The organism is Shimia sagamensis, from assembly GCF_900182745.1.
GTDB lineage: Bacteria > Pseudomonadota > Alphaproteobacteria > Rhodobacterales > Rhodobacteraceae > Shimia > Shimia sagamensis.
On the sequence record NZ_FXTY01000001.1, the window covers coordinates 924,188 to 945,903 of the forward strand.

At 56.5% G+C, this 21,716-nt stretch carries 20 protein-coding genes; 17 read left to right on the forward strand and 3 right to left on the reverse strand.

Annotation, left to right across the window (positions count from 1 at the left end; translation table 11 throughout):
* Positions 1–263: 263 nt before the first annotated feature.
* Positions 264–884, reverse strand: coding sequence for a TetR/AcrR family transcriptional regulator (locus tag QOL67_RS04285; RefSeq protein ID WP_283424700.1), 621 nt, complete (start codon positions 882–884; stop codon positions 264–266).
* A gap of 142 nt (positions 885–1,026) precedes the next feature.
* Between QOL67_RS04285 and QOL67_RS04290 the strand changes: the two genes are divergently transcribed.
* The 10 genes from QOL67_RS04290 to QOL67_RS04335 all read left to right on the forward strand — a co-directional run bounded on the left by QOL67_RS04290 (position 1,027) and on the right by QOL67_RS04335 (position 11,224).
* On the forward strand, positions 1,027–2,205 hold the full coding sequence (locus tag QOL67_RS04290) for an acyl-CoA dehydrogenase family protein (RefSeq protein WP_283424701.1): 1,179 nt from the start codon (positions 1,027–1,029) through the stop codon (positions 2,203–2,205).
* A 7-nt stretch (positions 2,206–2,212) separates the two neighbouring features.
* Positions 2,213–3,322, forward strand: coding sequence for an acyl-CoA dehydrogenase family protein (locus QOL67_RS04295; RefSeq protein ID WP_283424702.1), 1,110 nt, complete (start codon positions 2,213–2,215; stop codon positions 3,320–3,322).
* Between the two features lie 158 nt (positions 3,323–3,480).
* Positions 3,481–4,356, forward strand: coding sequence for a branched-chain amino acid ABC transporter permease (locus tag QOL67_RS04300; RefSeq protein WP_283424703.1), 876 nt, complete (start codon positions 3,481–3,483; stop codon positions 4,354–4,356).
* 4 nt (positions 4,357–4,360) lie between these two features.
* Positions 4,361–5,446, forward strand: coding sequence for a branched-chain amino acid ABC transporter permease (locus QOL67_RS04305; protein ID WP_283424704.1), 1,086 nt, complete (start codon positions 4,361–4,363; stop codon positions 5,444–5,446).
* A complete protein-coding gene (locus QOL67_RS04310; protein WP_283424705.1) occupies positions 5,443–6,213 on the forward strand; it encodes an ABC transporter ATP-binding protein in 771 nt (256 codons plus the stop codon). The genes QOL67_RS04305 and QOL67_RS04310 overlap by 4 nt, the downstream gene beginning before the upstream one ends.
* Complete coding sequence (locus QOL67_RS04315) at positions 6,213–6,986, forward strand: ABC transporter ATP-binding protein (RefSeq protein ID WP_283424706.1); 774 nt, start codon at positions 6,213–6,215, stop codon at positions 6,984–6,986. Before QOL67_RS04310 ends, QOL67_RS04315 begins: the two co-directional genes overlap by 1 nt.
* Before the next feature lie 14 nt (positions 6,987–7,000).
* Complete coding sequence (locus QOL67_RS04320; protein ID WP_283424707.1) at positions 7,001–8,893, forward strand: AMP-dependent synthetase/ligase; 1,893 nt, start codon at positions 7,001–7,003, stop codon at positions 8,891–8,893.
* 46 nt (positions 8,894–8,939) lie between these two features.
* A complete protein-coding gene (locus QOL67_RS04325; protein ID WP_283424708.1) occupies positions 8,940–10,094 on the forward strand; it encodes an ABC transporter substrate-binding protein in 1,155 nt (384 codons plus the stop codon).
* A 241-nt stretch (positions 10,095–10,335) separates the two neighbouring features.
* Entirely contained in the window at positions 10,336–10,734 is a 399-nt protein-coding gene (locus tag QOL67_RS04330; protein ID WP_283424709.1) for a hypothetical protein, read from the forward strand.
* Between the two features lie 319 nt (positions 10,735–11,053).
* Positions 11,054–11,224, forward strand: coding sequence for a hypothetical protein (locus tag QOL67_RS04335; RefSeq protein WP_283424710.1), 171 nt, complete (start codon positions 11,054–11,056; stop codon positions 11,222–11,224).
* 18 nt (positions 11,225–11,242) lie between these two features.
* Here the strand turns inward: QOL67_RS04335 and QOL67_RS04340 are convergent, their stop codons facing one another.
* Positions 11,243–11,947 carry a response regulator transcription factor gene (locus tag QOL67_RS04340; protein ID WP_283424711.1) on the reverse strand — a complete coding sequence of 235 codons (705 nt, stop codon included), beginning with the start codon at positions 11,945–11,947 and terminating at the stop codon, positions 11,243–11,245.
* A gap of 8 nt (positions 11,948–11,955) precedes the next feature.
* Entirely contained in the window at positions 11,956–13,869 is a 1,914-nt protein-coding gene (locus QOL67_RS04345) for a PAS-domain containing protein (protein ID WP_283424712.1), read from the reverse strand.
* A 195-nt stretch (positions 13,870–14,064) separates the two neighbouring features.
* Here QOL67_RS04345 and QOL67_RS04350 point away from each other — a divergent pair, with 195 nt between their 5' ends.
* From QOL67_RS04350 to QOL67_RS04380, 7 genes are all read left to right on the forward strand, one after another.
* Positions 14,065–16,221, forward strand: coding sequence for an AMP-binding protein (locus QOL67_RS04350; RefSeq protein ID WP_283424713.1), 2,157 nt, complete (start codon positions 14,065–14,067; stop codon positions 16,219–16,221).
* Positions 16,218–17,039 (forward strand): ABC transporter ATP-binding protein, encoded by an 822-nt coding sequence (locus QOL67_RS04355; protein ID WP_283424714.1) that lies wholly within the window; start codon positions 16,218–16,220, stop codon positions 17,037–17,039. Before QOL67_RS04350 ends, QOL67_RS04355 begins: the two co-directional genes overlap by 4 nt.
* Positions 17,040–17,080: 41 nt before the next feature.
* Positions 17,081–18,109 carry a branched-chain amino acid ABC transporter permease gene (locus QOL67_RS04360; RefSeq protein WP_283424715.1) on the forward strand — a complete coding sequence of 343 codons (1,029 nt, stop codon included), beginning with the start codon at positions 17,081–17,083 and terminating at the stop codon, positions 18,107–18,109.
* Positions 18,110–18,112: 3 nt separating this feature from the next.
* On the forward strand, positions 18,113–18,370 hold the full coding sequence (locus QOL67_RS04365; RefSeq protein WP_283424716.1) for a hypothetical protein: 258 nt from the start codon (positions 18,113–18,115) through the stop codon (positions 18,368–18,370).
* Positions 18,370–19,446 (forward strand): branched-chain amino acid ABC transporter permease, encoded by a 1,077-nt coding sequence (locus tag QOL67_RS04370; RefSeq protein ID WP_283424717.1) that lies wholly within the window; start codon positions 18,370–18,372, stop codon positions 19,444–19,446. The genes QOL67_RS04365 and QOL67_RS04370 overlap by 1 nt, the downstream gene beginning before the upstream one ends.
* Positions 19,447–19,525: 79 nt before the next feature.
* The gene (locus tag QOL67_RS04375) at positions 19,526–20,809 is read left to right on the forward strand and encodes an ABC transporter substrate-binding protein (protein WP_283424718.1); all 1,284 of its coding nucleotides are present in this window, start codon (positions 19,526–19,528) and stop codon (positions 20,807–20,809) included.
* A 75-nt stretch (positions 20,810–20,884) separates the two neighbouring features.
* Positions 20,885–21,703, forward strand: a complete 819-nt coding sequence (locus QOL67_RS04380) for an ABC transporter ATP-binding protein (RefSeq protein ID WP_283424719.1) — start codon at positions 20,885–20,887, stop codon at positions 21,701–21,703.
* Positions 21,704–21,716 lie beyond the last annotated feature (13 nt).

The window sequence follows — 21,716 nt, forward strand, 5'->3', positions numbered from 1 at the left end:
CCTGTGCCGGTGGCAACGGTCGGAGCCTCCGGCGGGGATATTTTGCGAATGAGAAAACAAAAGGCACCCTGAACCCCGCCGGTCGACACTGCGCGATGCTTACGGGATGTCAGGGTGTCTTCTCATTCACGGCCATCGGCTTCCCAGCCTGCTCCGCCAGAACATCTTAGCAACTTTTGGTTAAGTGCGTCTTAACCCGCTTCTCATTCAAGCAATATCCCGGGGTGAATTGGGCCTTTTGGCCCAAAAGGGGCTGGCCCCTTTTACTGAAGAGACGCCACTGCCATATCTGCAAGCTGTACGCTGAGGTCTGTCACAAAAGCCTCAGGTTCATTGTCGCGCGGGCGATACCAGAACACCGGCGCATTGATCAGCAGCAGCAGCGATTGCAACGCGACGGAGACGTCTTGCGCACGAAAACTGCCATCGTCCATGCCGGCCTGAAGCACCTGTCGAAACAGGCTTTCATAAGCTTTGCGTTCCAACTGGATCTGCGCAAACAGCTCTCGTTCATGCGCCGTTGTCGATTTCTGCTGCACGCCGACATATGATTGAATGATCACCTTATGGTACGGCAGCGTGCGCAAGACCTCGGGTATGTGGGTCAGGATCATGTTGCGTAGATTGTCGGCGGGGAGGGCGGTTGCCTGGACAACGGGCGGCACTTTTTGCAGCACAAAATCTGCCGCGCGCAAACACACTTCCGCCAACAACGCGCCTTTGGAAGGGAAGTGATGGTAGATGCGCCCTTTGGTGGCACCAAGGTGGCGAGCCACATCGTCAATTGATGCTGCTTCCGCGCCAAGGGTCATAAACACCTCCGCCGCCGCATCCAAAATCTCGGCCTTTGAGGCACTCATCTTGGGTTTGGTGGGGTCTGACATGACGTCTTCTACCTCATGATGCGCCGACGGATGACGTGACGTCGGGCGAAGACGTCACGTTGACAGCATACTCAGTAGTATGTTTGCCTGTGAGGTGCAACAACCAGCCATTTGGGTTGGTGGCTTGGGAGGGGCTGTTTGCATGGCGCTTGATGAGTTTCGAAGCAATACGCGCGACTGGTTGGAGGCCAACTGCCCGGCCGAGATGCGCACGCCCATGGGTGAGGATGACATCTGTTGGGGCGGCCACACCTTTGTGTTTCGCTCACCTGCCCAGAAGCATTGGCTGAAGGTCATGGCAGACAAAGGTTGGACGGTACCAGCCTGGCCCAAAGCCTATGGCGGCGGCGGTCTTAGCGGCAATGAACAAAAGGTACTGGCGGAGGAAATGCAGCGCATAAACGCGCGCCCGCCGTTGCAGAGTTTTGGCATCTGGATGTTGGGGCCTGCGCTGCTGCAATTTGGCTCCGAAGCCCAAAAGTGCCACTACCTGCCACAAATCGCACGTGGTGAAATTCGCTGGTGTCAGGGCTACTCTGAGCCGGGTGCAGGCTCTGATCTCGCGGGGCTGCAAACCAAAGGTGTGGACACAGGTGCGTACTTTGAGGTGACAGGTCAGAAAATCTGGACCTCTTATGCCGATCAAGCGGATTGGATATTTTGCCTGGTGCGCACTGAGCCGGATGAGAAGAAGCACACTGGCATTTCCTTTTTGCTTTTTGACATGCAGAGCGAAGGTGTATCGACCAAACCCATTAAGCTGATCTCTGGTGCCTCGCCGTTTTGCGAGACCTTTTTTGATGCGGTGAAAGTGCCCAAAGATCAGATTGTAGGGGGCCGTGGCCAGGGTTGGACCATTGCCAAATATTTGCTGACACACGAGCGCGAAATGATTGGCGCGTCTGACTCCGCGTTGTTTGCCAAATCCGATTTGACTGAAGATGCGGTGGCTGCAATTGGCCTGGATGAAACAGGGCGCTTGGATGATCCCATGCTGCGGGCGGAGCTGGGGCAGTTTCTGGTAGATGAGATGTGTTTTGACGCCCATTTGGAGATGACAGGGGCGTACATGCGGGCTGGTCATGAACTTGGGGCTCGCTCGGCAGAACTCAAGTACCTGGGCACGGAACTCAACAAACGCCGGCAAAGCCTGCGCGTGGTCGCGGGTGGTAGTGATGATTTGGTCTGGGAAGGCACCGCCAATGACGCGGGGCAGGTGACCAAAGATTGGTTGCGCTCCAAAGCCAACACCATCGAAGGCGGCACGTCGGAAGTCATGTTGTCGATCCTGTCCAAAGCTGTTTTGAAATTACCGGGATAAGCACGCCATGGAACTCTTGAACGAAGACCAACAGTTGATTGCCGACTCCGCCACTGGTTTTTTGCGCGCCAGCCATTCGATCACGGCCTTTCGTGCGCTGCGCGAAGCGGGGGACACGGCAAACATGGCGATCCGGTCTGAACTGGGCGAGATGGGCTGGATGGGCATAGTTGTACCGGAAGAGTTGGGCGGCCTTGGGCTTGGCTATCGCGCGGCGGGGCTGATTGCAGAAGAGCTGGGGCGGAACCTGACCGTCAGTCCATTTTTGTCCTCAGCGATCCTGGCAGGCACAGCGCTGGCATCCACCGGGGGGGCTGTTGCACAGAACTGGGCTGCAAAACTGGCAGTTGGTGAGGCGGTGCTGGCTTTGGCTGTGGACGAAACTGCCAAGCATCGCCCGAAGCGTATCGCAACCTCTGTGACGGGCGGGGCCGATGATTTGAGATTGAACGGCCGTAAAACATACGTTGTGGACGGCGGCTTTGCGGATCGTTTGATTGTGACAGCCAAGCAAGGCAACGATTTGTGTTTGCTCCTGATCGACCCGCAAGCGGCGGGTGTGACCCTCATGTCTCAAGTGATGTTGGATTCCCGCAATGCCGCCACTGTGGTGTTCGAGGATGTGGCTGTTCGGGAAGCCGACGTTCTGGCGCAAGGGCAGGCTGCGGACACGGCGTTGTCCAAAACCCTCGCAGCAGGGCGTGCCGTTGTGGCGGCGGAACAGCTTGGCGTTGCCAAAGCGGCGGCGGACCAAACCTATGACTACCTGCGCACCCGCAAGCAGTTTGGTGTTCACATTGGACAGTTTCAGGCGCTGCAACATCGTGCGGCGGACCTTTACTGCGCGTTGGCGCAGGTCTCGTCTCTTATTGCGACGGCATTGAATGCGTTGGATGACGACAGTGCAGACATGGAAACCTTGACCCGCGCAGCGAAAGCCAAAATGGCGCGGGTGGGGCGACAGGCGACCGAAGAAGGCGTGCAGATGCACGGTGGCATTGGCATGACCGATGAGATGGATCTCGGGCTGTTCATGAAGCGCGATCGCGCGTTGACGGAGTTCCTCGGTGACGCGGGGCATCACACTGAGTGGATCTTGCGGCAGCGCGGCATCTAACACAGGTTGAGTGGATTTTGCGTACGCAGGCGTATGGAGTCAAGGATGTGACGTAACGGAGCTTTGCGCAAGAGGGGGAATGGAGACTTGACGCATTAGGGATCGCTCCGAAGACTGAACGCACAAAAAGCCGGTCCAAACCGGCACGGGAGGACAAATTGGAAGTTGTGCAACTGCTTGTCAGCGGGCTTGCGAATGGCTGTGTCTACGGTCTGATCGCGCTTGGGTTTGTGCTGATCTACAAGGCAACTGAACAGGTGAATTTCGCCCAAGGTGACTTCATGATGCTCGGCGCCTTTGTGTGTCTGGGGCTGACAAACGCCCACTATATGGGATTGCCGTTCTGGATCGCGGCGCCACTTGCCATCGCGATTATGGCGGTTCTGGGCTATCTGCTCGACTTCTTTGTTCTGCGTCACCTGTTTGGCCAAAGCCAGACAGCGGTGGTGATCCTGACCATCGCTCTGGGCTTTGTGATCCGCTTTATCGCTGGTGCCATCTGGAGCCATGAGCCACAGACTTTGGAAAGCCCGTTGGCCATTGGCGATTTCAATTTGGGCGGCGTTGTGTTGGGTATGGCCGACATTGCGGTGATCGTGGTGACCGTGCTTCTGACCTACTTCCTGTATCAGTTCTTCCAGCGCACCAAGCTGGGTCTTGCCATGCAGGCGGCGTCCCAGAACCAGATGGCGGCCTATTTCATGGGCATCCCGGTCAAACGTGTGCAAGGCATGATCTGGGGGCTTTCTGGCGCGGTGGCTGCGGTTGCCGGGATCCTATTTGCCTCTAAAGGCGCGATTGATCCCAACGCGGGTTTGCTGGGCATCAAGGCGTTCGCTGCCGCGGTGATTGGCGGCTTTGGTTCCCTGCCCGGCGCGTTGATGGGCGGGCTGATTGTGGGCGTGATTGAGCCGTTTGCCAGCCGCTACTTCCCTGCTGGATACAGCCAGATTGCGCCTTATACGCTGCTGTTGTTAGTGCTGGTGTTCCGTCCCAATGGCCTGTTCTCACAGGTCCGGATCAAGAAGGTCTGAGGTCATGCGGATACATTTCAAAACCTCTTACAACCACGACATCCGGCTCTTCCCAGATCGGTGGAGCTTTCTGGTCTATGCGATACTGATTGTGATCGCCGTGGTGCTGCCATGGGTGCTTGACGATTTTTTCCTTGGTGAAGTCACCAACGTGTTGATCTGGGCCATCGCAGGACTTGGTCTGATGTTGCTCACCGGACAGACCGGGCAAGCCAGTCTGGGTCATGCAGCCTTTCTGGCGCTGGGCTGCTACTCCTGCATCATCTTCATGGAGCAAGGCTGGCCCTTCCTGATCGCCTTCCCAGCGGCGGGTATTCTGACCGGCGTTGTCGGCACCATCATTGCCATCCCGGCGATCCGCTTGCACGGCATCTATCTGGCGATTGCCACCATTGCGCTCTCCATTCTAGCCGATGACATCATTGTGCTGATGGAGCCAATCACCGATGGCGTGTCGGGCAAGTTTGCTCCGATGATCACTATCTTTGGCATTGAGATTGAGCGTTGGACCACGCCAGATCGGTTTTACTGGCTGGTGCTGGCCGTCACGATCCTGTGCACCTTGGGGTACCGCAACTTGCTGCGCTCGCCGTTGGGCCGCGCCTTTGCAGCGGTGCGAGACAGCGAAGTCTCCGCCAGCGCCATGGGTGTGCACATTGCGCGCACCAAAGCGGCGGCCTTTGGTATCTCCTGCGCGATCACTGGTTTGGCCGGTGCATTGATGGGCTTTTATGCCGGGGCGTTCAACAATGAGACCTTCAGCATCGTGATCTCCATAACGCTGCTGATGATGATTGTGATTGGTGGTCTGGGTTCCATCCACGGTGCGTTTTTTGGCGCGGTTGTGGTGGCGTTTCTGCCGCAGTTTCTGTCGATGACCAAAGACTTTGTCGGCGGTGGGTCTGTTGCCATTCCGGGGTTGGAAACCGGCGTCTTTGGCATGATCCTGATCCTCTTTATCCTGTTTGAGCCGATGGGCATCTACGGCCGCTGGATGAAAATCCGTATCTGGTTTGAGCTTTTCCCGTTTGCGCGCAAAGACATGTTCAAGCGCCAGAAAAGCTATCTGAAGACGGAGCGTTTGAGATGAGCACATTGCTGGAAATCAACAACGCGACGCTCAAGTTTGGCGGCGTGGTCGCCGTGAACGATCTCACGTTCAGCGTGGACGAAGGTGAGGTCTATGCCATCGTTGGTCCAAATGGCGCGGGCAAATCCACGGTCTTCAATCTGATCTCGCGCTTCTACGATCCTTATGCTGGGGCGATTACCTTTGATGGGCATAATCTGCTGGACCGCAATGCGGATGCCGTAGCCGACCTTGGCATCGCCCGCACCTTTCAGAATATCGAATTGTTTGACCATGCCACGGTGCTGCAGAACCTGCTGGTGGGACGACACAGACATCGCAACACCAACCTGGTGCAGGAGATGTTGTTCACGCCCAAAGTGCGGCGTGAAGAAAAACGCCACCGTGAGGCGGTGGAGGAAGTGATCGATTTTCTCGACCTGCAGCCCTACCGTGACAAGATGATCGCCGGTCTGCCCTACGGTGTGCGCAAGGTGGTTGAGTTGGGCCGCGCGCTGGCCTCTGGTCCGCGTTTGTTATTGTTGGATGAACCGGCCTCGGGGCTCTCAGTTGAAGAAACCCAAGACATGCGTTGGTGGATTGATGACATCCGCAAACAGATGGGCATCACCGTTCTGATGGTGGAGCACGACATGGGGTTGGTTTCCGGCGTGAGTGACCGTGTTCTGGCGCTGGCCGATGGGGCCAAGCTGGCCGAAGGCACACCGCAGCAGGTGCAATCTGATCCGGCTGTGATTGAAGCCTACCTTGGCGCGGGGGCGGCGTGATGGGCGAAACAGTGCTTGATATCAAGAACATCGAGAGTTTTTACGGCCCAATCATGGCCATCCGTGGCGTGTCGTTGAAGGTCGAAAAGGGCCAGGTTGTGACCGTGCTGGGCGCCAATGGCGCGGGCAAGTCGACACTGCTGAAAACCATCTCTGGTATCATGGACCCAGAGAAGGGCCAGGTGGTGTTTGAGGGCCGTGAAATCCAAGGCATGGAACCGCATAAGGTGGTTGGTCAAGGTATCGTGCATGTACCCGAAGGCCGCGAGGTGTTCCCGCTTCTGACCGTGGATGAAAACCTCTCGCTTGGGGCCTACACGCGCAGCGATAAGGCGGAGATCGAGAAAGACCGGCAGATGGTTTTTGACTATTTCCCCATTCTGGCGGAACGCCGCCATCAGGAAGCAGGCACGCTGTCCGGTGGTCAACAACAGATGCTCGCAATCGGACGTGGGTTGATGCTGCGGCCGAAGATCATGTTGCTGGATGAGCCCTCCCTGGGCCTCTCACCGCTATTGGTGCAGGAGATCTTTGCCATCCTCAAACGGCTGAACAAAGACGAAGGCGTGACCATGATGCTGGTGGAGCAAAATGCCAAAGTGGCGCTAGAGCTGGCGGATGTCGGCTACGTCATGGAGGTCGGGCGTATTGTGATGGACGACACCGCTGACCGATTGATGGAAAGCGAAGACATCAAGGCCTTCTATCTTGGCCACCAGGAGATTGGCGCACGGGGCGAACGGCGTTGGAAACGCAAGAAGACGTGGCGCTGAGGGAGGGCACAGACATGAACATTCACATCCCATCCCAGCCGCCGGAGCAGATCGAAATTAACGGCGTGATTGTGTCAGCCACACCGGGTCAGAAGCCTGCGCTGGTGGATGGCTGTGACACGGTTGTGGGCCTGTTTCAAAAGCGGTGCGAACAGCTGCGCGACCGCACCGCGCACCGCGAAAAAGACCTCGGCATCTGGCAGAGCTATTCGTGGAAGGATTACTGGCAACACGCAAAATGGATTGGCCTTGGCCTGCGCGCGTTGGGTTTGGAACGCGGCGAAGTGGTTTCGATCCTGTCCGAGGACCGCAAGGAATGGCTCTACGCCGACATGGGTATTCAATGCGTCGGCGGTATTGCCTCGGGCGTTTACACCACGGATTCCGCAAGCCAGTTGGAATATCTGCTGCGCGACAGCGGTTCGCGCTTCTTGTTTGTGGAAAACGACGAGCAGCTCGACAAGTTTCTGGAGATCGAAGACCAAGCTGGCCATGTCGTAAAAGTTATCATTCTGGATCAGGACGGTTTGCATGATTTGCGCCACGACAAATGTGTTTTTCTGGACGAGTTGTATGAAACCGGGCGCGCCTATGAGGCAGACAACCACGGGCTCTTTGAGGCGGAAATCAACCAGGCCAAACCCGAAGACACCGGTCTGCTGATTTATACCTCCGGCACAACCGGCATGCCCAAAGGTGCGATGTTGAGCCAGGAGAATGTGATTTCAGCCTGTGTGTCCGGCGCGCATGCGTTGCCGACAATGGACAGTGATGAGCAGCTTTGCTTCCTGCCGTTATGCCACATTCTGGAGCGCAACGTGTCCGCCTACTTCCCGATTGCCGGCAAGGCCACGGTGAACTTTGCCGAAAGCACGGAGACCGTGTTTGATAACCTGCAAGAGGTCTCGCCTGCACATTTCACCGCTGTGCCGCGTGTCTGGGAGAAGATCTACTCCCGCGTTCTGGTACTTGCTCAAGAAGCCACGCCAATTGGGCGGTTGTGCTTTAAGCTCGCTGTCAAGGCAGGGCTGAAACGGGCCGATTATCTGCTGGACCGAAAGCCGGTCCCGGCAGGGGTGCAGCTCAACTACGCGCTCTGGGATTTCCTTGTGTTGCGCAACCTACGCCGGATGCTGGGCATGGACAAAATGCGCCGTGGTGGCACCGGCGCGGCCCCGATCAGCCCGGAGTTGATCCGTTGGTATTGGGCCATAGGGGTTCAGCTTCTCGAAGGCTACGGCATGACCGAAAATGCGGGTCTGGCTTCGATCAACTTGCCGGATGACAATAAGCTGGGCAGCGTTGGCAAAGCGGTGCCAGGCTTTCAGGTGCGCATTGCCGAGGATGGCGAAATTCAGACCTATGGGCTCAACAACTTTCAAGGCTACTGGCGCAACAACGAGAAGACGGTCGAGACCTTCACCGACGATGGGTGGCTGCGCACAGGAGATGTGGGCAAGCTTGACGAGGATGGTTTCCTAACGATTACAGGGCGCCTGAAGGACATCATTATCACCGCAGGCGGCAAAAACATCACCCCGGCGGAAATCGAGAGTCGCCTGAAGTTCAGCCACTATATCTCGGATGCGGTGGTGATTGGGGACGCCCGCAAATACCTCACTTGCCTGATTATGATTGATCAGGAAAATGTCGAAAAATATGCCCAGGATCACAAGGTGCCGTTCTCGGATTTTGCCTCGCTCTGTGCGGCGCAGGACGTCATGGACCTCATCAAGGATGAGGTGGACGCGGTCAACAAAGAGTTTGCCCGCGTTGAGCAGATCAAGGATTTCCGCCTGATCAACGTGCTGTTGACGGCAGAAGACGAGGAACTGACCGCGACCATGAAATTGAAGCGCAGCTTTGTGGAGAAGAAACACGCGGGACTCATAGAGGAAATGTATTAGGCTGCATCTATGTGGCCCTAGATCACACTTTAAACGGGAGGAAATTATGAAAAAACTGACGACTGTACTGGCGGTTGGCGCGGCAGCGCTGGCAAGCCAGGTCGCCGCCGACACGCAAGGCGTGAGCGACGGCGAGGTGGTGATTGGGTCCGTAAACGATCTGTCCGGCATCTTTGCCGCGGTGGGTGTTCCGGCGGTTAACGGCGCCAACATGCGCTTTGACGAGGTGAACGCCGCAGGTGGTGTGCACGGTCGCCAGATCCGGTTTGTTGTGGAGGACAACGGTTATCAGATCCCGCGCGCGATGCAGGGTTACAACAAGCTTCTGAACCGGGACAAAGCCTTTGCCATGCTGCTGTCTTTGGGTACACCGATGAACGTGGCGGGCTTTAAGCTGCTCGATCCCAAAGGCATCCCAAATGTCGGCCCACTCTCGGCAGCGCGGCAGATGCTGCAGGAACCGATGGACAATAAATTCATTGGCTTCTCAAGCTACTACGATCAAGTGCAGGTCGGCGCGAAATATCTTGCGGAAGAGTTTGGTGCCAAAGAACTTTGCACCATGTATATCCCATCCGACTTTGGCAAAGAGATTGCTGAATCCACTGTGGATGTTGCGGAAAGTATGGGCCTGACCATGGCCAGCGAAACCACACATAAGCCGGATGAGTTGGATTTTGTTGGTTCTCTTGGCAAACACAAAGCTGCCGGGTGTGATGTGATCACCATGGCGCTGGGCGTGCGTCAGGGTATCACCGTGGTGGGCACCGCCAAAAAGCTGGGCTGGACCGATGTGAAGTTCCTCAACACCTCCGCAGGGTTCCTGGAGCCGGTGGCGATGGTGCCAGGTGGTGTAACCGATGGGCTCTATGCCGCATCTGGTTGGCAGGATCTGTATGCACGCGCAGCGGATCCGGTGCCGGGTAAGTTCATTGCCGATTACAAAGCCAAGTTTGATCAGCCTGCGTCCGGTTTCGCCATGCTCGGCTACTCCGCCGCCGATACACTGGTGCGCGCCTTGGAGGCGGCTGGCCCAGACCTGACCCATGAAGGCTTCATCGCCGCCATGGAGACACTGGACTATATGGACGAGCTGACCGGTTCGCAGACCACCTATGGCGCAGACGACCACCGCGGCGCGGATGATGTTGTGATTTCCGTTGTGGAAAACGGCGGCTGGAAGACGGTTGCTGTGAAGTAAGGTGTTTGTGCGTAAGGCAAGATGGCTCCCGGAGGTTTCCGGGAGCTTTTTTGTTTTTAGGACCCGCAAATTTCAAATTTCGGGCAGCTAGTTGCTGTTGACCACTGGTGGTCAAATGGTCGAATTTCTGAGCCGTTCCACAAAACGGAGCACATCTTCAATTGCAACTTTTGCGAGTTGATTTTTGCTTGCGTTCAGTTATCGGTGAAATGACTTATGGAGCCGGAGAAAGAAGAACCGAATGTCGAATGATGAGTTTCAAGCTCGGATCAAGCGACTGCAATCGAAGACGCAAGATGTACCCAGTCCGAAGATACAGTCCAACGACTTAGGCGGGTTCAGTTGGGGCAGTGCTTTTACAGGATTTATCTTGTCGCTCGTGATCGGTTTTGCTTTTTCAAATTTGCAAGCAATCAGCGATATGGCTCCGCAATCGATCAAGGACGGACCTGCGCCAGGCATATTTGGCGTGCCGGTTGCAGTGATTTCTTTTCTCTGGGTCATCGTAACGCCGATTTGGTTCTTTCGCACAGTTATGAAGGGAGCTGCGTCGGGGTGGTCGGTGACACCGAGTGGCTTCCCTTTGGGGCTATTTGCTGGGATGGCTCTGACGTTTTTGACGGTTCAGTTCTTTTCCTAGCCGCGCCAGTAGCGGGTGGTTTGAGTTTGCAGGGAAAGCATATGTTGCTGCGGTGAACACAAACGTGAAGTGTGTTCAAAAAGGACTTTCACAGCAACCGTTCCTCTCAAAGATAAGCAAGATTCACCGAGGTTTCACCCGGCCCGGATCAGCACCGCAGGTGCCCGGGACAGCGCTCGACCGCGCCCATGGAAGTGTGCTGGTCTTCGATGTTCGTGGTCCGTAACCAACTTGCCTATCGCCAAACAGAAAAATTCCCCGCAGCCGATGGTCTGGTCTGCGGGGAAGGCGGGAGTGAACTTGTTCTTGCAAGGTCCCCATGTTTACCGCGCGCCTGTCCCTGAAACGCCTGCGGCCATCCCGTCAGCAGATTGGCCTGCGCCACACAGATTGGAAGGAGGAAAATCCGGTGCGCTCTGGCTATCTACTGACCTCAGATATACCTTATTTTGCGGTGTTTGGCTATATGTTGTGTTGGATTTGTATTTGAGGCGCAAATGCAGAGGGGTTATTGCCAGCTCACATCGCCCAAAAAGATATAGCCCGCGCCGTAGATGGTTTTGATAAGACGTGGGTTTTTGGGATCTTCTTTGAGCTTGGTGCGCAAGCGCGAAATCCGCACATCCATGGCCCGATCAAAGCTTTCACCAGCCGCGCCCCCCAAAGACTCTTGCATCTGTGCGCGGCTGATCAAGCGCTTGGGGCTGTCCAAGAAAAGCCGCAGGACTTCGCCCTCTGCGTGGCTGAAAGTCGTTTCAGCGCCACTTTCGTCCATTAGCACGTAGCGGTCAAAATAGGCGGTCCAGCCGTTGAACACGGCGGTGTTGGCAGCCACTGGCGCAGCTGGCCTTTCTTTGCGCAGCCGGGCCCGCACCCGCGCGACCACCTCGGTGGGGTCAAACGGTTTGATGATGTAGTCATCCGCGCCCAATTCCAAACCGGTGATCCGATCCTGCACCTGCGCACGGCCCGAAATGATGATCACCGCTGCGCCAAGTTCCAATGCCAGTCGATGCACCAGCGACAAGCCGTCTTTGTCTGGCAGGCCTAGGTCCACCAGGCAGACATCCGGCGTGGTTGATTTTAACGCCGCTTCAAATTCCGTTGCTCGTGAAAACGCCATGGTGCGAAAGCCCGCATCTTCCAGCGCGTCCGCAAGGATCATGCGGATTTCCGGTTCATCGTCGAGGATGGTGACAAGCGGGGCGGTCATGGCGGGGCTCACTTCGGATGTAAGAATTGGTCAAGCTGCGCAGCGGTGAAAGGCTTGGGCAACACCGGCGCGCGCGCGGCGCCTTCGATATAGAGATCATGGCTCTGGGGCAAGCTGGTCATCAGATAGGTCGGCACTCGGTCGCGCCCCAATTCGCGGATCAGATCCACACCGGTGGCGTCGCCTTCCAGAGAAATATCGGACAACACCAAGGTAATATCCGGTAATTGGTCCAGAAGCACACGCGCTTCATCGACGCTGGCGGCCTCTATGACGGTATGTTTCATGTCGGTCAGCATATCGCGGATCAAGCCCCGCAGGTCCGGGTTGTCCTCGACCAAAAGCGCCAGTCCCGGTGTCGAATCCTGCACCGCGCGGCGCAGCGGCAGGCGCAGCACAACCTGACCACCGGTTTCAGTGTTGGCAATCTTGATGTCCCCGCCCACCAGTTTCGTCATGTCATAGACCATCGCCAACCCAAGGCCGGAGCCATCCGCGCCTTTGGTGGTGAAAAACGGATCAAGCGCATGTTCCAGCGCGGCGTCTGAGAACCCCGGCCCGGTGTCGCGCACGGTGAATTGCACCCACGTGTTCTGCACCAGCTCCGCAATCAACAAGATGGTCCCCCCTTGACCGCAGGCATGCGCTGCGTTCAACAGCAGGTTCACCAACGAGTCCTGCAACATCGCCGGATCAAGCAGTACTGCGCCTTCGGGGATGCTGTTCTCGATGATCAAAGACACCTCGTCGCCCATGGTTGGTCGAGCCAAGGTTTCCAGTTCGGACAAAAAGACAATCATGTCGGTGGGCGCCAGTTTGGGCACACGTGGTCCGGTCACATTGGCGAGGTTGTCCAGCAATGTGCCGCCGCGCCGTGCTGCGCCAAGAGTGGCTTCGATCAACGAGCGTGCATCATCTGGCAGCTCCATTTTCTGCAACTTGCTTTGCGTGCCCAATATAATCGTCAGCAGATTGGAAAAATCATGTGCCAGTCCGCTGGTCATCTGTGCTGCAATCTCGCGCCGCCGGGTTTGTTGCAAGGCCACCCGTGCCTGGGTTTCTTCGGTGACGTCCATCGACAGCACATAAACCCCGCGGGCCGCGCCTTCGTTGTCATCTGGCGTAAAGGCAGCGCGAATACGCCGCGTGCTGGGATGTTCGTTGAATTCAAATACGGAGGGCTGGCCTCTGAACGCCTTGTCCATATGAGGCTTGATATGGACGTAGGCGCTGTCACCCAAGGCCTCGCTCGCGTGCATGCCAACGATGTCAGATGGCCGCCCGGGGATCACCGTGCTCAACCGGCGGTTGGAATATGTATACAGCCGGTCCGGCCCCACGTGGGCAATATGCGCAGGCATCATTTCTGCGGTGAGCCGCATCCGGGCCTCGCTATCTATCAGTTGACGCTTTACTTCCTCAAGGGTTTGGACTGTGGCTTCCAACTCTCGGTTGGTGGCAGACAGCTCCTCGGCATATTGCAACAATTGGTCAGAGAGCTCCTCTGACCGAGACCGCAACAACGCCTCTTGTCGCTTGGTGGAGGTGATGTCGGTGTAGACCGCCACCCAGCCCCCTTCGGGCAGGGGGGAGCCTTCGACAGAGACCCAGCGCCCATCTGCGCGTTGTCGTTCAAAGTAATGGGCTTCAAAATTCAATGCACGATCAACCCGTTCCTTGATGAAGGCTTCTTTGTCCTCATCGCGGATGTCGCCGTACTCGCCATTCTCGATCAGAAAGCGGATGGTTTCTGGAAACGGCGCTCCCGGCTGCGACAACACGCGCGGAATTGAGAACATCTCGCGAAAGCGGGCATTGGCCACCACCAGTTTCAGATCGCTGTCATAAATCGACATCGCCTGCTTGATTAGGTTCAGACCAGCAACGGTCATGGCCTGTGTGGCTGCGGCTCGCTCCATCATGGCTCTCCTTCTCCTCTACCGCTAACACCCAATTTGGGGGCGCGAAAAGGAAGAAATGCGACCTGTTACAATTCGTAAGGATTGGGAAAACTTTAAGAAAAAGTTGACCGACAGGGTGAAACACGCACCACTAGAGGTGGAGAATCGCTTGCGCGATTTTGGCCCGTTCCGGCGGGCTTAAGGGAGGAATATAATTTGGCACAGTCGTCACAGGCGACCGGGGGACTTGCGTCCATTCCGGCGCTGTTGCAGCGGAACGCCGCCCAGTTTGCAGACAAAGATGCATACCGGGAGAAAGAGTTCGGGATCTGGCAGACCTGGACTTGGGCAATGACCGAGAAAGAGATCGAAGCGCTGGCGCTTGGTCTGATCAATCTGGGTGTAAAAGAAGGCGACTTTGTCGCCATTATCGGGCGCAACCGCCCGTCTTTCTATTGGTCGATGGTTGCCGCCCAATCCGTGGGTGCGGTGCCGGTGCCGGTCTATAACGACAGTGCCGCAGAAGAGATGGAATACATCCTGGGTCACTGCGGCGCGAAATACGCCGTTGTTGAAGACCAGGAGCAGGTCGACAAGATCATCGAGATCCAAGACAAGCTGCACACCTTTGAGCATATGGTTTACATCGACCCACGCGGGTTGCGGAAGTATGACCATCGCCAGCTTCATGAGTTCAGTCACATTCAAGCGCAGGGCCGCGCGGCCCACGACGAGCTGATCGGCGAACTGAAATCGCGCCGCGAGAAGCTCGATTACGACAGCACCTGCGTCATGCTCTACACCTCCGGCACCACCGGCAAACCCAAAGGTGTGGTGCTCTCCAACCGCAACGTGATCGAAAGCGCCAAGAACTCGTCCGAGTTTGACAACCTGACAGGGGACGAGGAAATTCTGTCCTACCTGCCGATGGCTTGGGTTGGCGACTTTATCTTCTCAGTGGGACAAGCCTACTGGTGCGGGTTCTGTGTGAACTGCCCGGAATCGGCAGAAACCATGATGACCGACCTGCGCGAAATTGGACCCACTTATTACTTCGCGCCACCGCGGATTTTTGAAACTTCGCTGACCAGCGTGATGATCCGCATGGAAGACAGTGGTGATCTGAAGTACGCGCTGTTCCATCACTTCATGGACTTCGCCAAAACCACCGGCGAGAAATACGGCATGCCCAAGCGCAGCCTGGCCAAGCCCGATATGAAGCGTCGTGTGAAAAATGCCTTCCGTTATGCGATGGGCATTGGTTTTGCGATGGAAACTTTGGTGGAAAACGGCATCCGCATGGCCTTCACCAAGCTGCGCCATGGCAGCAAGGCACGCGAGCATTTCAAAGCCAAAGATCCAATCCTGTTGAACCTGTATCGCGGCAATCTGCGGGACTACTTCAAGTATCGCATGGGCAACGTGCTGGTGTACGGCCCGCTGAAAGATACGCTTGGTTTTGGCCGCGTGCGTGTGGGCTACACTGCCGGTGAAGCGATTGGTCCGGAGATCTTCGAATTCTACCGCTCCTTGGGTATCAACCTGAAGCAGCTCTACGGTCAGACCGAAGCCACAGTCTTCATCACCGCTCAGCCGGATGGCGAAGTGCGCGCGGACACCGTGGGTGTGCCAAGCCCTGACGTGGAAATCAAAATTGCCGACAACGGCGAGATCTTCTACCGCAGCCCCGGCACCTTTGTGGAGTACTACAACAACCCGGAAAGCACGGCGTCCACCAAAGACGCGGAAGGCTGGGTTGCGACAGGCGACGCGGGCTTCTTTGAAGAAGACAGCGGCCACCTGCGCATCATCGATCGGGCCAAAGACGTTGGCAAAATGGCCGATGGCTCCATGTTTGCGCCAAAGTATGTTGAGAACAAACTGAAGTTCTACCCCGACATTCTTGAGGCTGTGCTGTTTGGCAACGGCAAAGATCGCTGTGTGGCTTTCATCAACATCGATCTGACAGCGGTTGGCAACTGGGCGGAGCGCAACAACATCGCTTATGCCTCTTATCAGGAACTGGCCGGTCACCCGAAAGTGCTCGACAGCATTCAAGGACACGTTGAGGCGGTCAACCGTTCCGTCGCAGACGACCCAATGTTGGCGGGCTGTCAGATTCACCGTTTCCTGGTTCTGCACAAAGAACTGGATGCGGATGATGGCGAAATGACCCGGACCCGCAAGGTGCGCCGCGTGATCGTGGCCGACAAGTTCAAAGATCTTGTGGATGGTCTCTATGACGGTTCCTCCAGTGTCTCCACCAACACCGAAGTGACCTACGAAGACGGCCGCAAAGGTTCGATCAGTGCAACGCTTGAGCTGCGCGACGCCAAAGTTGCGCCCATGGCCAGCAAGATAGCAGCGGAATGAATGACATGAGCAACGATAGCTACGTCACGGACGACGGCCGCACCATTGGCCCAACCGTGATGGAAATGAAAAACATCACGCTGCGTTTTGGGGGCGTGAAGGCGATCACCGACATCAGTTTTGACATCCGAGAAGGCGAGATCCGTGCGATCATCGGCCCCAACGGCGCGGGCAAATCCTCGATGTTGAACGTGATCTCCGGTTTCTACGTGCCGCAGGAAGGTGAGGTTTGGTACAAAGGTGCTAAACGTCCGCCAATGAAACCGTATCAGGTGGCGGGGCAGGGCATCGCCCGGACCTTCCAGAACATCGCCCTGTTTGAAGGCATGACTGTTCTGGACAACGTCATGACCGGCCGCCTGCGCCAGATGAAAGCCAACATCTTTGAGCAGGCCATCTGGAAAGGCAAAGCGGAACGCGAAGAGGTTGAAAACCGCGAGAAAGTTGAGAGAATCATCGACTTCCTCGAAATTCAGGCGATCCGCAAAACCCCGGTTGGCCGTCTGCCCTACGGTTTGAAAAAACGTGTGGAGCTGGCGCGTGCCCTGGCCGCAGAACCTTCCATCCTGCTGCTGGATGAACCGATGGCCGGTATGAACGTTGAGGAAAAAGAGGACATGTCCCGCTTTATTCTCGACATGAACGACGAGTTTGGCACCACCATCGCCCTGATCGAGCACGACATGGGCGTGGTCATGGACCTCTCTGACCGGGTTGTCGTGATGGATTACGGCAAAAAGATCGGCGACGGCACCCCAGACGAAGTGCGCAACAACCAAGACGTCATCGACGCCTATCTGGGGGTGGCACATGACTAAGCCCCTCCTTGATCTGAATGCTAAAATCGGAGGCGTGAGCGATGCCTGAACAACTCGTATTTGCTATGGAGGTCTTTGCCAACGGCCTCATGTCCGGGGTGCTCTATGCGCTTGTGGCACTCGGCTTCGTGCTGATCTACAAAGCCTCCGGCATCTTTAACTTCGCCCAGGGTGTGATGGCGCTGTTTGCCGCGATGACCCTTGTGGGCATCCAGAACGGTCAGGTACCGTTTGCCCACCTCATCAATGCAATCTTTGGCACCCATGTACACACATTTGGGTGGAACATTTCGTCGGCCTTCGCGCTGATCCTCACCGTGGGTGTGATGATCCTGCTGGCCTGGGCGGTGCAACGTTTTGTCTTCCGTCATCTGGTCGGCCAAGAACCGATCATTCTCTTCATGGCCACCATTGGTCTGGCGTATTTCCTCGAAGGTTTTGCTGACCTGATGTGGAACTCGGAGATCAAAACGCTGACCTTCTGTCTGCCCGGTGAGTTGTGCTTGCCACAAGGTATGAACCTGGCGATTGACGATGCCGCCTATAACGCTTGGGGCGTGGGTTTCTTCATCGACAACCTCGACATCACCGCCACACTGGTCGCCATCGTACTGGTGATCGCGCTGGTCGCATTTAGCCAATACACCAAACAAGGCCGTGCGATGCGGGCTGTTGCCGATGACCACCAGGCGGCGCTGTCCGTGGGCATCTCCCTGAACTTCATCTGGGTTCTGGTCTGGTCCCTCGCAGGGTTTGTGGCGCTGGTTGCAGGCATCATGTGGGGCGCCAAGTCGGGCGTGCAATTCTCGCTGTCCCTGATCGCGCTGAAGGCGCTGCCGGTTCTGATGCTGGGTGGATTTACTTCGATCCCAGGCGCCATTGTGGGTGGTCTGATCATCGGCGTCGGTGAGAAGATGTTCGAATATTGCTTTGGCATCGGTCAGTGTTTTGGCGGCGTGATCAACCTTGGTGGCGCAACTGAGAACTGGTTTGCCTATGTGCTCGCCCTCGTGTTCCTCGTCTTCCGGCCCCAAGGCCTGTTTGGCGAAAAGATCATCGAGAGGGTCTGACACATGTCCAAGTCGCTTGCTGTCATGAACGTTATTGCTTGGTCCGGTTTCTGGGTCTTTGGGTACCTTGCCTTCACTGGCGACGTGTCCCGACCCGAAGAAATGACCACAGCCGCCCTTGTGGCAGCGTTTGGCGGACTGCTTGGCATCTGGACGTTCTTCCGGCTGGTCCGCGACGCGGAAACCTCCGGCTATGCAAAATCTCGGAACCGGGCAGACCGGTCCCACCTTGAAAAAGAATACAACGAGGAGACCGCCTGATGTTCTATCGTGAAGCTGGCGATTTCAAAAAGACCTACTCGGCGGACAATCAAACGTTCCCGATCAAGATCGACCGCGTGGGGTACTACCTTGCTCTGATCGTAGCCTTTCTGGTGATCCCGTTTGTGATCAACGATTACTGGGCCAACGCCATTCTGTTGCCGTTCCTGATTTACTCGATTGCGGCCATCGGCCTGAACATTCTTGTGGGCTATTGCGGACAGGTGTCCTTGGGTACCGGCGGTTTCATGGCAGTGGGGGCCTATGCGTGTTACAAGCTGATGACATCGTTCCCGGATGTGAACATCTTTTTCCACGTGCTGCTGTCTGGTGGTATCACCGGCATGGTCTGCGTGATCTTTGGCTTGCCGTCTTTGCGCATCAAAGGCTTCTACCTCGCGGTAGCAACGCTTGCCGCGCAGTTCTTCCTGGTGTGGCTCTTCAACCGGGTGCCGTGGTTCTACAACAACTCCGCATCAGGTCAGATCAACGCACCTGAGCGCATGGTCTTTGGCGTGCCGGTCACCGGACCAAACACCGAAGCTTGGGCAACATACTTGTTCTGCCTCGTGTTCCTTGTGCTCAGCGCCCTCATCGCCCGCAACCTGACACGTGGCATGGCAGGACGGAAATGGATGGCCATTCGGGATATGGACATCGCCGCCGAAATCATTGGTGTGAACCCGCTGAAAGCCAAGATCTCAGCCTTTGCGGTCTCAGGCTTCTTTGTTGGCATCTCCGGCGCGCTGTTCTTTGCGCTTTACCTTGGCGCGGTGGAAGTTGGCGAGGCCTTTGGCATCACCAAATCATTCCTCGTGCTCTTCATGATCATCATTGGCGGTCTGGGCTCCATCTTTGGCTCCTTTGCGGGCGCAGCCTTCCTGGTGCTGTTGCCGGTGGTGCTGAAAGTGGTTGGCGTGGACATGCTGGGCTGGCCCACTGACATCGTGGCGCATTTGCAGCTTGTGATTGTTGGTGGCCTGATCATCATGTTCCTGATCCTGGAACCACATGGCCTTGCCCAACTCTGGCGCGTGGCCAAACAGAAACTGCGGTTGTGGCCCTTCCCGCATTAAGGCGGGGCCAGAGCCAACCATTCCGGGGCGGGGAGGCCTCGGCAATCAACATCGGAATAACCATGGGAGGAAAACCCCGATGAAAACTAAATTTGCAACGATGGCCGTAGCGGCCGTAATGGCAGCAGCTCCAGCAATGGCGGACCTTGTGTTCCCGTCGCTGAGCTACCGTACCGGCCCATACGCAGCAGGCGGCATTCCGTTTGCAGACGGCTATGCCGACTATTTCACCCTTCTGAACGAGCGTGATGGCGGCATCGGTGGTGTTCCAACCCGTCTTCTGGAATGTGAAACCGGCTACAACACCGAAAAAGGTGTGGAATGCTACGAATCCACCAAAGGCGAAGGCGCTCTGGTGTATCAACCACTGTCCACCGGCATCACCTATCAGCTGATCCCAAAAACCACAGCTGACAACATTCCGATGCACACAATGGGCTACGGTCGGACCTCTGCTGCCAACGGCAAAGTGTTCAGCCACACCTTCAACTACCCAGGCAGCTACTGGAATGGTGCATCCGGTGCGGTGAACTATCTGCTGGCCGAGAACGGCGGCGACTTGAAAGGCCACAAAATTGCGCTGATCTATCACAACTCCGCCTACGGCAAAGAGCCGATCCGCACGCTCGAAGAGCTGCAGAAGAAGCACGGTTTTGAACTGAGCCTGATGCCTGTTGACCACCCTGGTCAGGAGCAGAAGTCCCAGTGGCTGCAGATCCGTCGTGAGAAGCCTGACACCGTTCTGATGTGGGGCTGGGGCGTGATGAACCAGGTTGCCATTCAGGAAGCTGCCAACATCCGCTTCCCAATGGAAAACTTCATCGGCATCTGGTGGTCCGGTGCGGAACATGACGTTCTGTCCGCAGGCGCCAAAGCCAACGGTTATAAGGCGCTGACCTTCCACAATGTGGGTCGTGACTTCCCTGTCTTTGACGACATCCAGAAACATGTTGTGGATACTGGCAAAGCAGCGGGCGCAGGCGATCAGATCGGCAACGTTCTCTACAACCGTGGCATGTACGCAGCGATGCTCGCAGCTGAAGCGGCCAAAACCGCTCAGGAAATCCACGGCACCGCAGACATCAACGCCGGTCAGATGCGTGACGGTATGGAAGCTCTGTCCATCACCGAAGAGAAGATGGCCGCACTGGGTATGCCAAACTTTGGTCCGTCCTTTGACGTGTCCTGCGAAAACCACGGTGGCCCAGGCCTCGTTGGTGTGACCCAGTGGGATGCGGACAGCCAGACCTGGTCCCTGATCTCTGAGTTTGCAGAAACCGACCAGGAAGTGATCGGCGCGCTGATCGCAGAAGATTCCAACGCGTACGCTTCTGAAAACAACATCGAGATGGGCTGTAAGTAAGCCTGTTTGAAACCTTTGTCTCGGCCGGGCACACCGGCCGGGACACCCTAGAACGCGAGATGAAAGACAACGCACATGCTTGACGCTGGTCGCACCCAAGAGACCCTTTTGGAGGTCAACAACATCGAGGTGATCTACAACCACGTGATCCTCGTGCTCAAAGGCGTGAGCCTTGCGGTTCCCAAAGGCGGCATCACCGCACTGCTGGGCGGCAACGGCGCAGGCAAAACCACAACGCTCAAGGCCATCTCCAACCTGCTGCATTCTGAGCGCGGCGAGGTGACCAAAGGCTCGATCCACTATCGTGGTGAACCCATTGCTGATCAGGACCCAGCGTCTCTGGTGAAAAAAGGCGTGATCCAAGTGATGGAAGGCCGTCACTGTTTTGAACACCTGACTGTTGAGGAAAACCTGCTGACCGGGGCATACACCCGCAGCGGTGGCGACGTCGCTGCTGACCTCGAAATGGTCTATAACTACTTCCCGCGTCTCAAAGAGCGCCGCAAATCACAGGCCGGCTATACCTCCGGTGGTGAGCAACAGATGGTCGCGATTGGCCGTGCGCTGATGAGTAAGCCGGAATGCATCCTGCTGGATGAGCCCTCCATGGGTTTGGCGCCACAGCTGGTCGAAGAGATTTTTAACATCGTGAAAGATCTCAATGAGAAAGAGGGCAACACCTTCCTTCTGGCGGAACAGAACACCAACGTGGCGCTGCGGTTTGCGCATTACGGCTATATTCTGGAAAGCGGACGTGTGGTGATGGATGGCCCTGCCGCTGAGCTGCGCGAAAACCCGGATGTGAAAGAATTCTACCTCGGCATGAGTGACGACGGCCGGAAATCTTTCCGTGATGTACGCTCTTATCGCCGTCGCAAGCGTTGGCTGAGCTAAGGCGCAAAGCCTA

Bases quoted from the DNA above. Each gene is read 5' to 3' on its own strand.
- QOL67_RS04285 (WP_283424700.1), bottom strand. From the start codon at position 884: ATGTCAGACCCCACCAAACCCAAGATGAGTGCCTCAAAGGCCGAGATT.
- QOL67_RS04290 (WP_283424701.1), top strand. From the start codon at position 1,027: ATGGCGCTTGATGAGTTTCGAAGCAATACGCGCGACTGGTTGGAGGCC.
- QOL67_RS04295 (WP_283424702.1), top strand. From the start codon at position 2,213: ATGGAACTCTTGAACGAAGACCAACAGTTGATTGCCGACTCCGCCACT.
- QOL67_RS04305 (WP_283424704.1), top strand. From the start codon at position 4,361: ATGCGGATACATTTCAAAACCTCTTACAACCACGACATCCGGCTCTTC.
- QOL67_RS04310 (WP_283424705.1), top strand. From the start codon at position 5,443: ATGAGCACATTGCTGGAAATCAACAACGCGACGCTCAAGTTTGGCGGC.
- QOL67_RS04315 (WP_283424706.1), top strand. From the start codon at position 6,213: ATGGGCGAAACAGTGCTTGATATCAAGAACATCGAGAGTTTTTACGGC.
- QOL67_RS04320 (WP_283424707.1), top strand. From the start codon at position 7,001: ATGAACATTCACATCCCATCCCAGCCGCCGGAGCAGATCGAAATTAAC.
- QOL67_RS04325 (WP_283424708.1), top strand. From the start codon at position 8,940: ATGAAAAAACTGACGACTGTACTGGCGGTTGGCGCGGCAGCGCTGGCA.
- QOL67_RS04330 (WP_283424709.1), top strand. From the start codon at position 10,336: ATGTCGAATGATGAGTTTCAAGCTCGGATCAAGCGACTGCAATCGAAG.
- QOL67_RS04335 (WP_283424710.1), top strand. From the start codon at position 11,054: ATGTTTACCGCGCGCCTGTCCCTGAAACGCCTGCGGCCATCCCGTCAG.
- QOL67_RS04340 (WP_283424711.1), bottom strand. From the start codon at position 11,947: ATGACCGCCCCGCTTGTCACCATCCTCGACGATGAACCGGAAATCCGC.
- QOL67_RS04345 (WP_283424712.1), bottom strand. From the start codon at position 13,869: ATGATGGAGCGAGCCGCAGCCACACAGGCCATGACCGTTGCTGGTCTG.
- QOL67_RS04355 (WP_283424714.1), top strand. From the start codon at position 16,218: ATGAATGACATGAGCAACGATAGCTACGTCACGGACGACGGCCGCACC.
- QOL67_RS04360 (WP_283424715.1), top strand. From the start codon at position 17,081: ATGCCTGAACAACTCGTATTTGCTATGGAGGTCTTTGCCAACGGCCTC.
- QOL67_RS04365 (WP_283424716.1), top strand. From the start codon at position 18,113: ATGTCCAAGTCGCTTGCTGTCATGAACGTTATTGCTTGGTCCGGTTTC.
- QOL67_RS04370 (WP_283424717.1), top strand. From the start codon at position 18,370: ATGTTCTATCGTGAAGCTGGCGATTTCAAAAAGACCTACTCGGCGGAC.
- QOL67_RS04375 (WP_283424718.1), top strand. From the start codon at position 19,526: ATGAAAACTAAATTTGCAACGATGGCCGTAGCGGCCGTAATGGCAGCA.
- QOL67_RS04380 (WP_283424719.1), top strand. From the start codon at position 20,885: ATGCTTGACGCTGGTCGCACCCAAGAGACCCTTTTGGAGGTCAACAAC.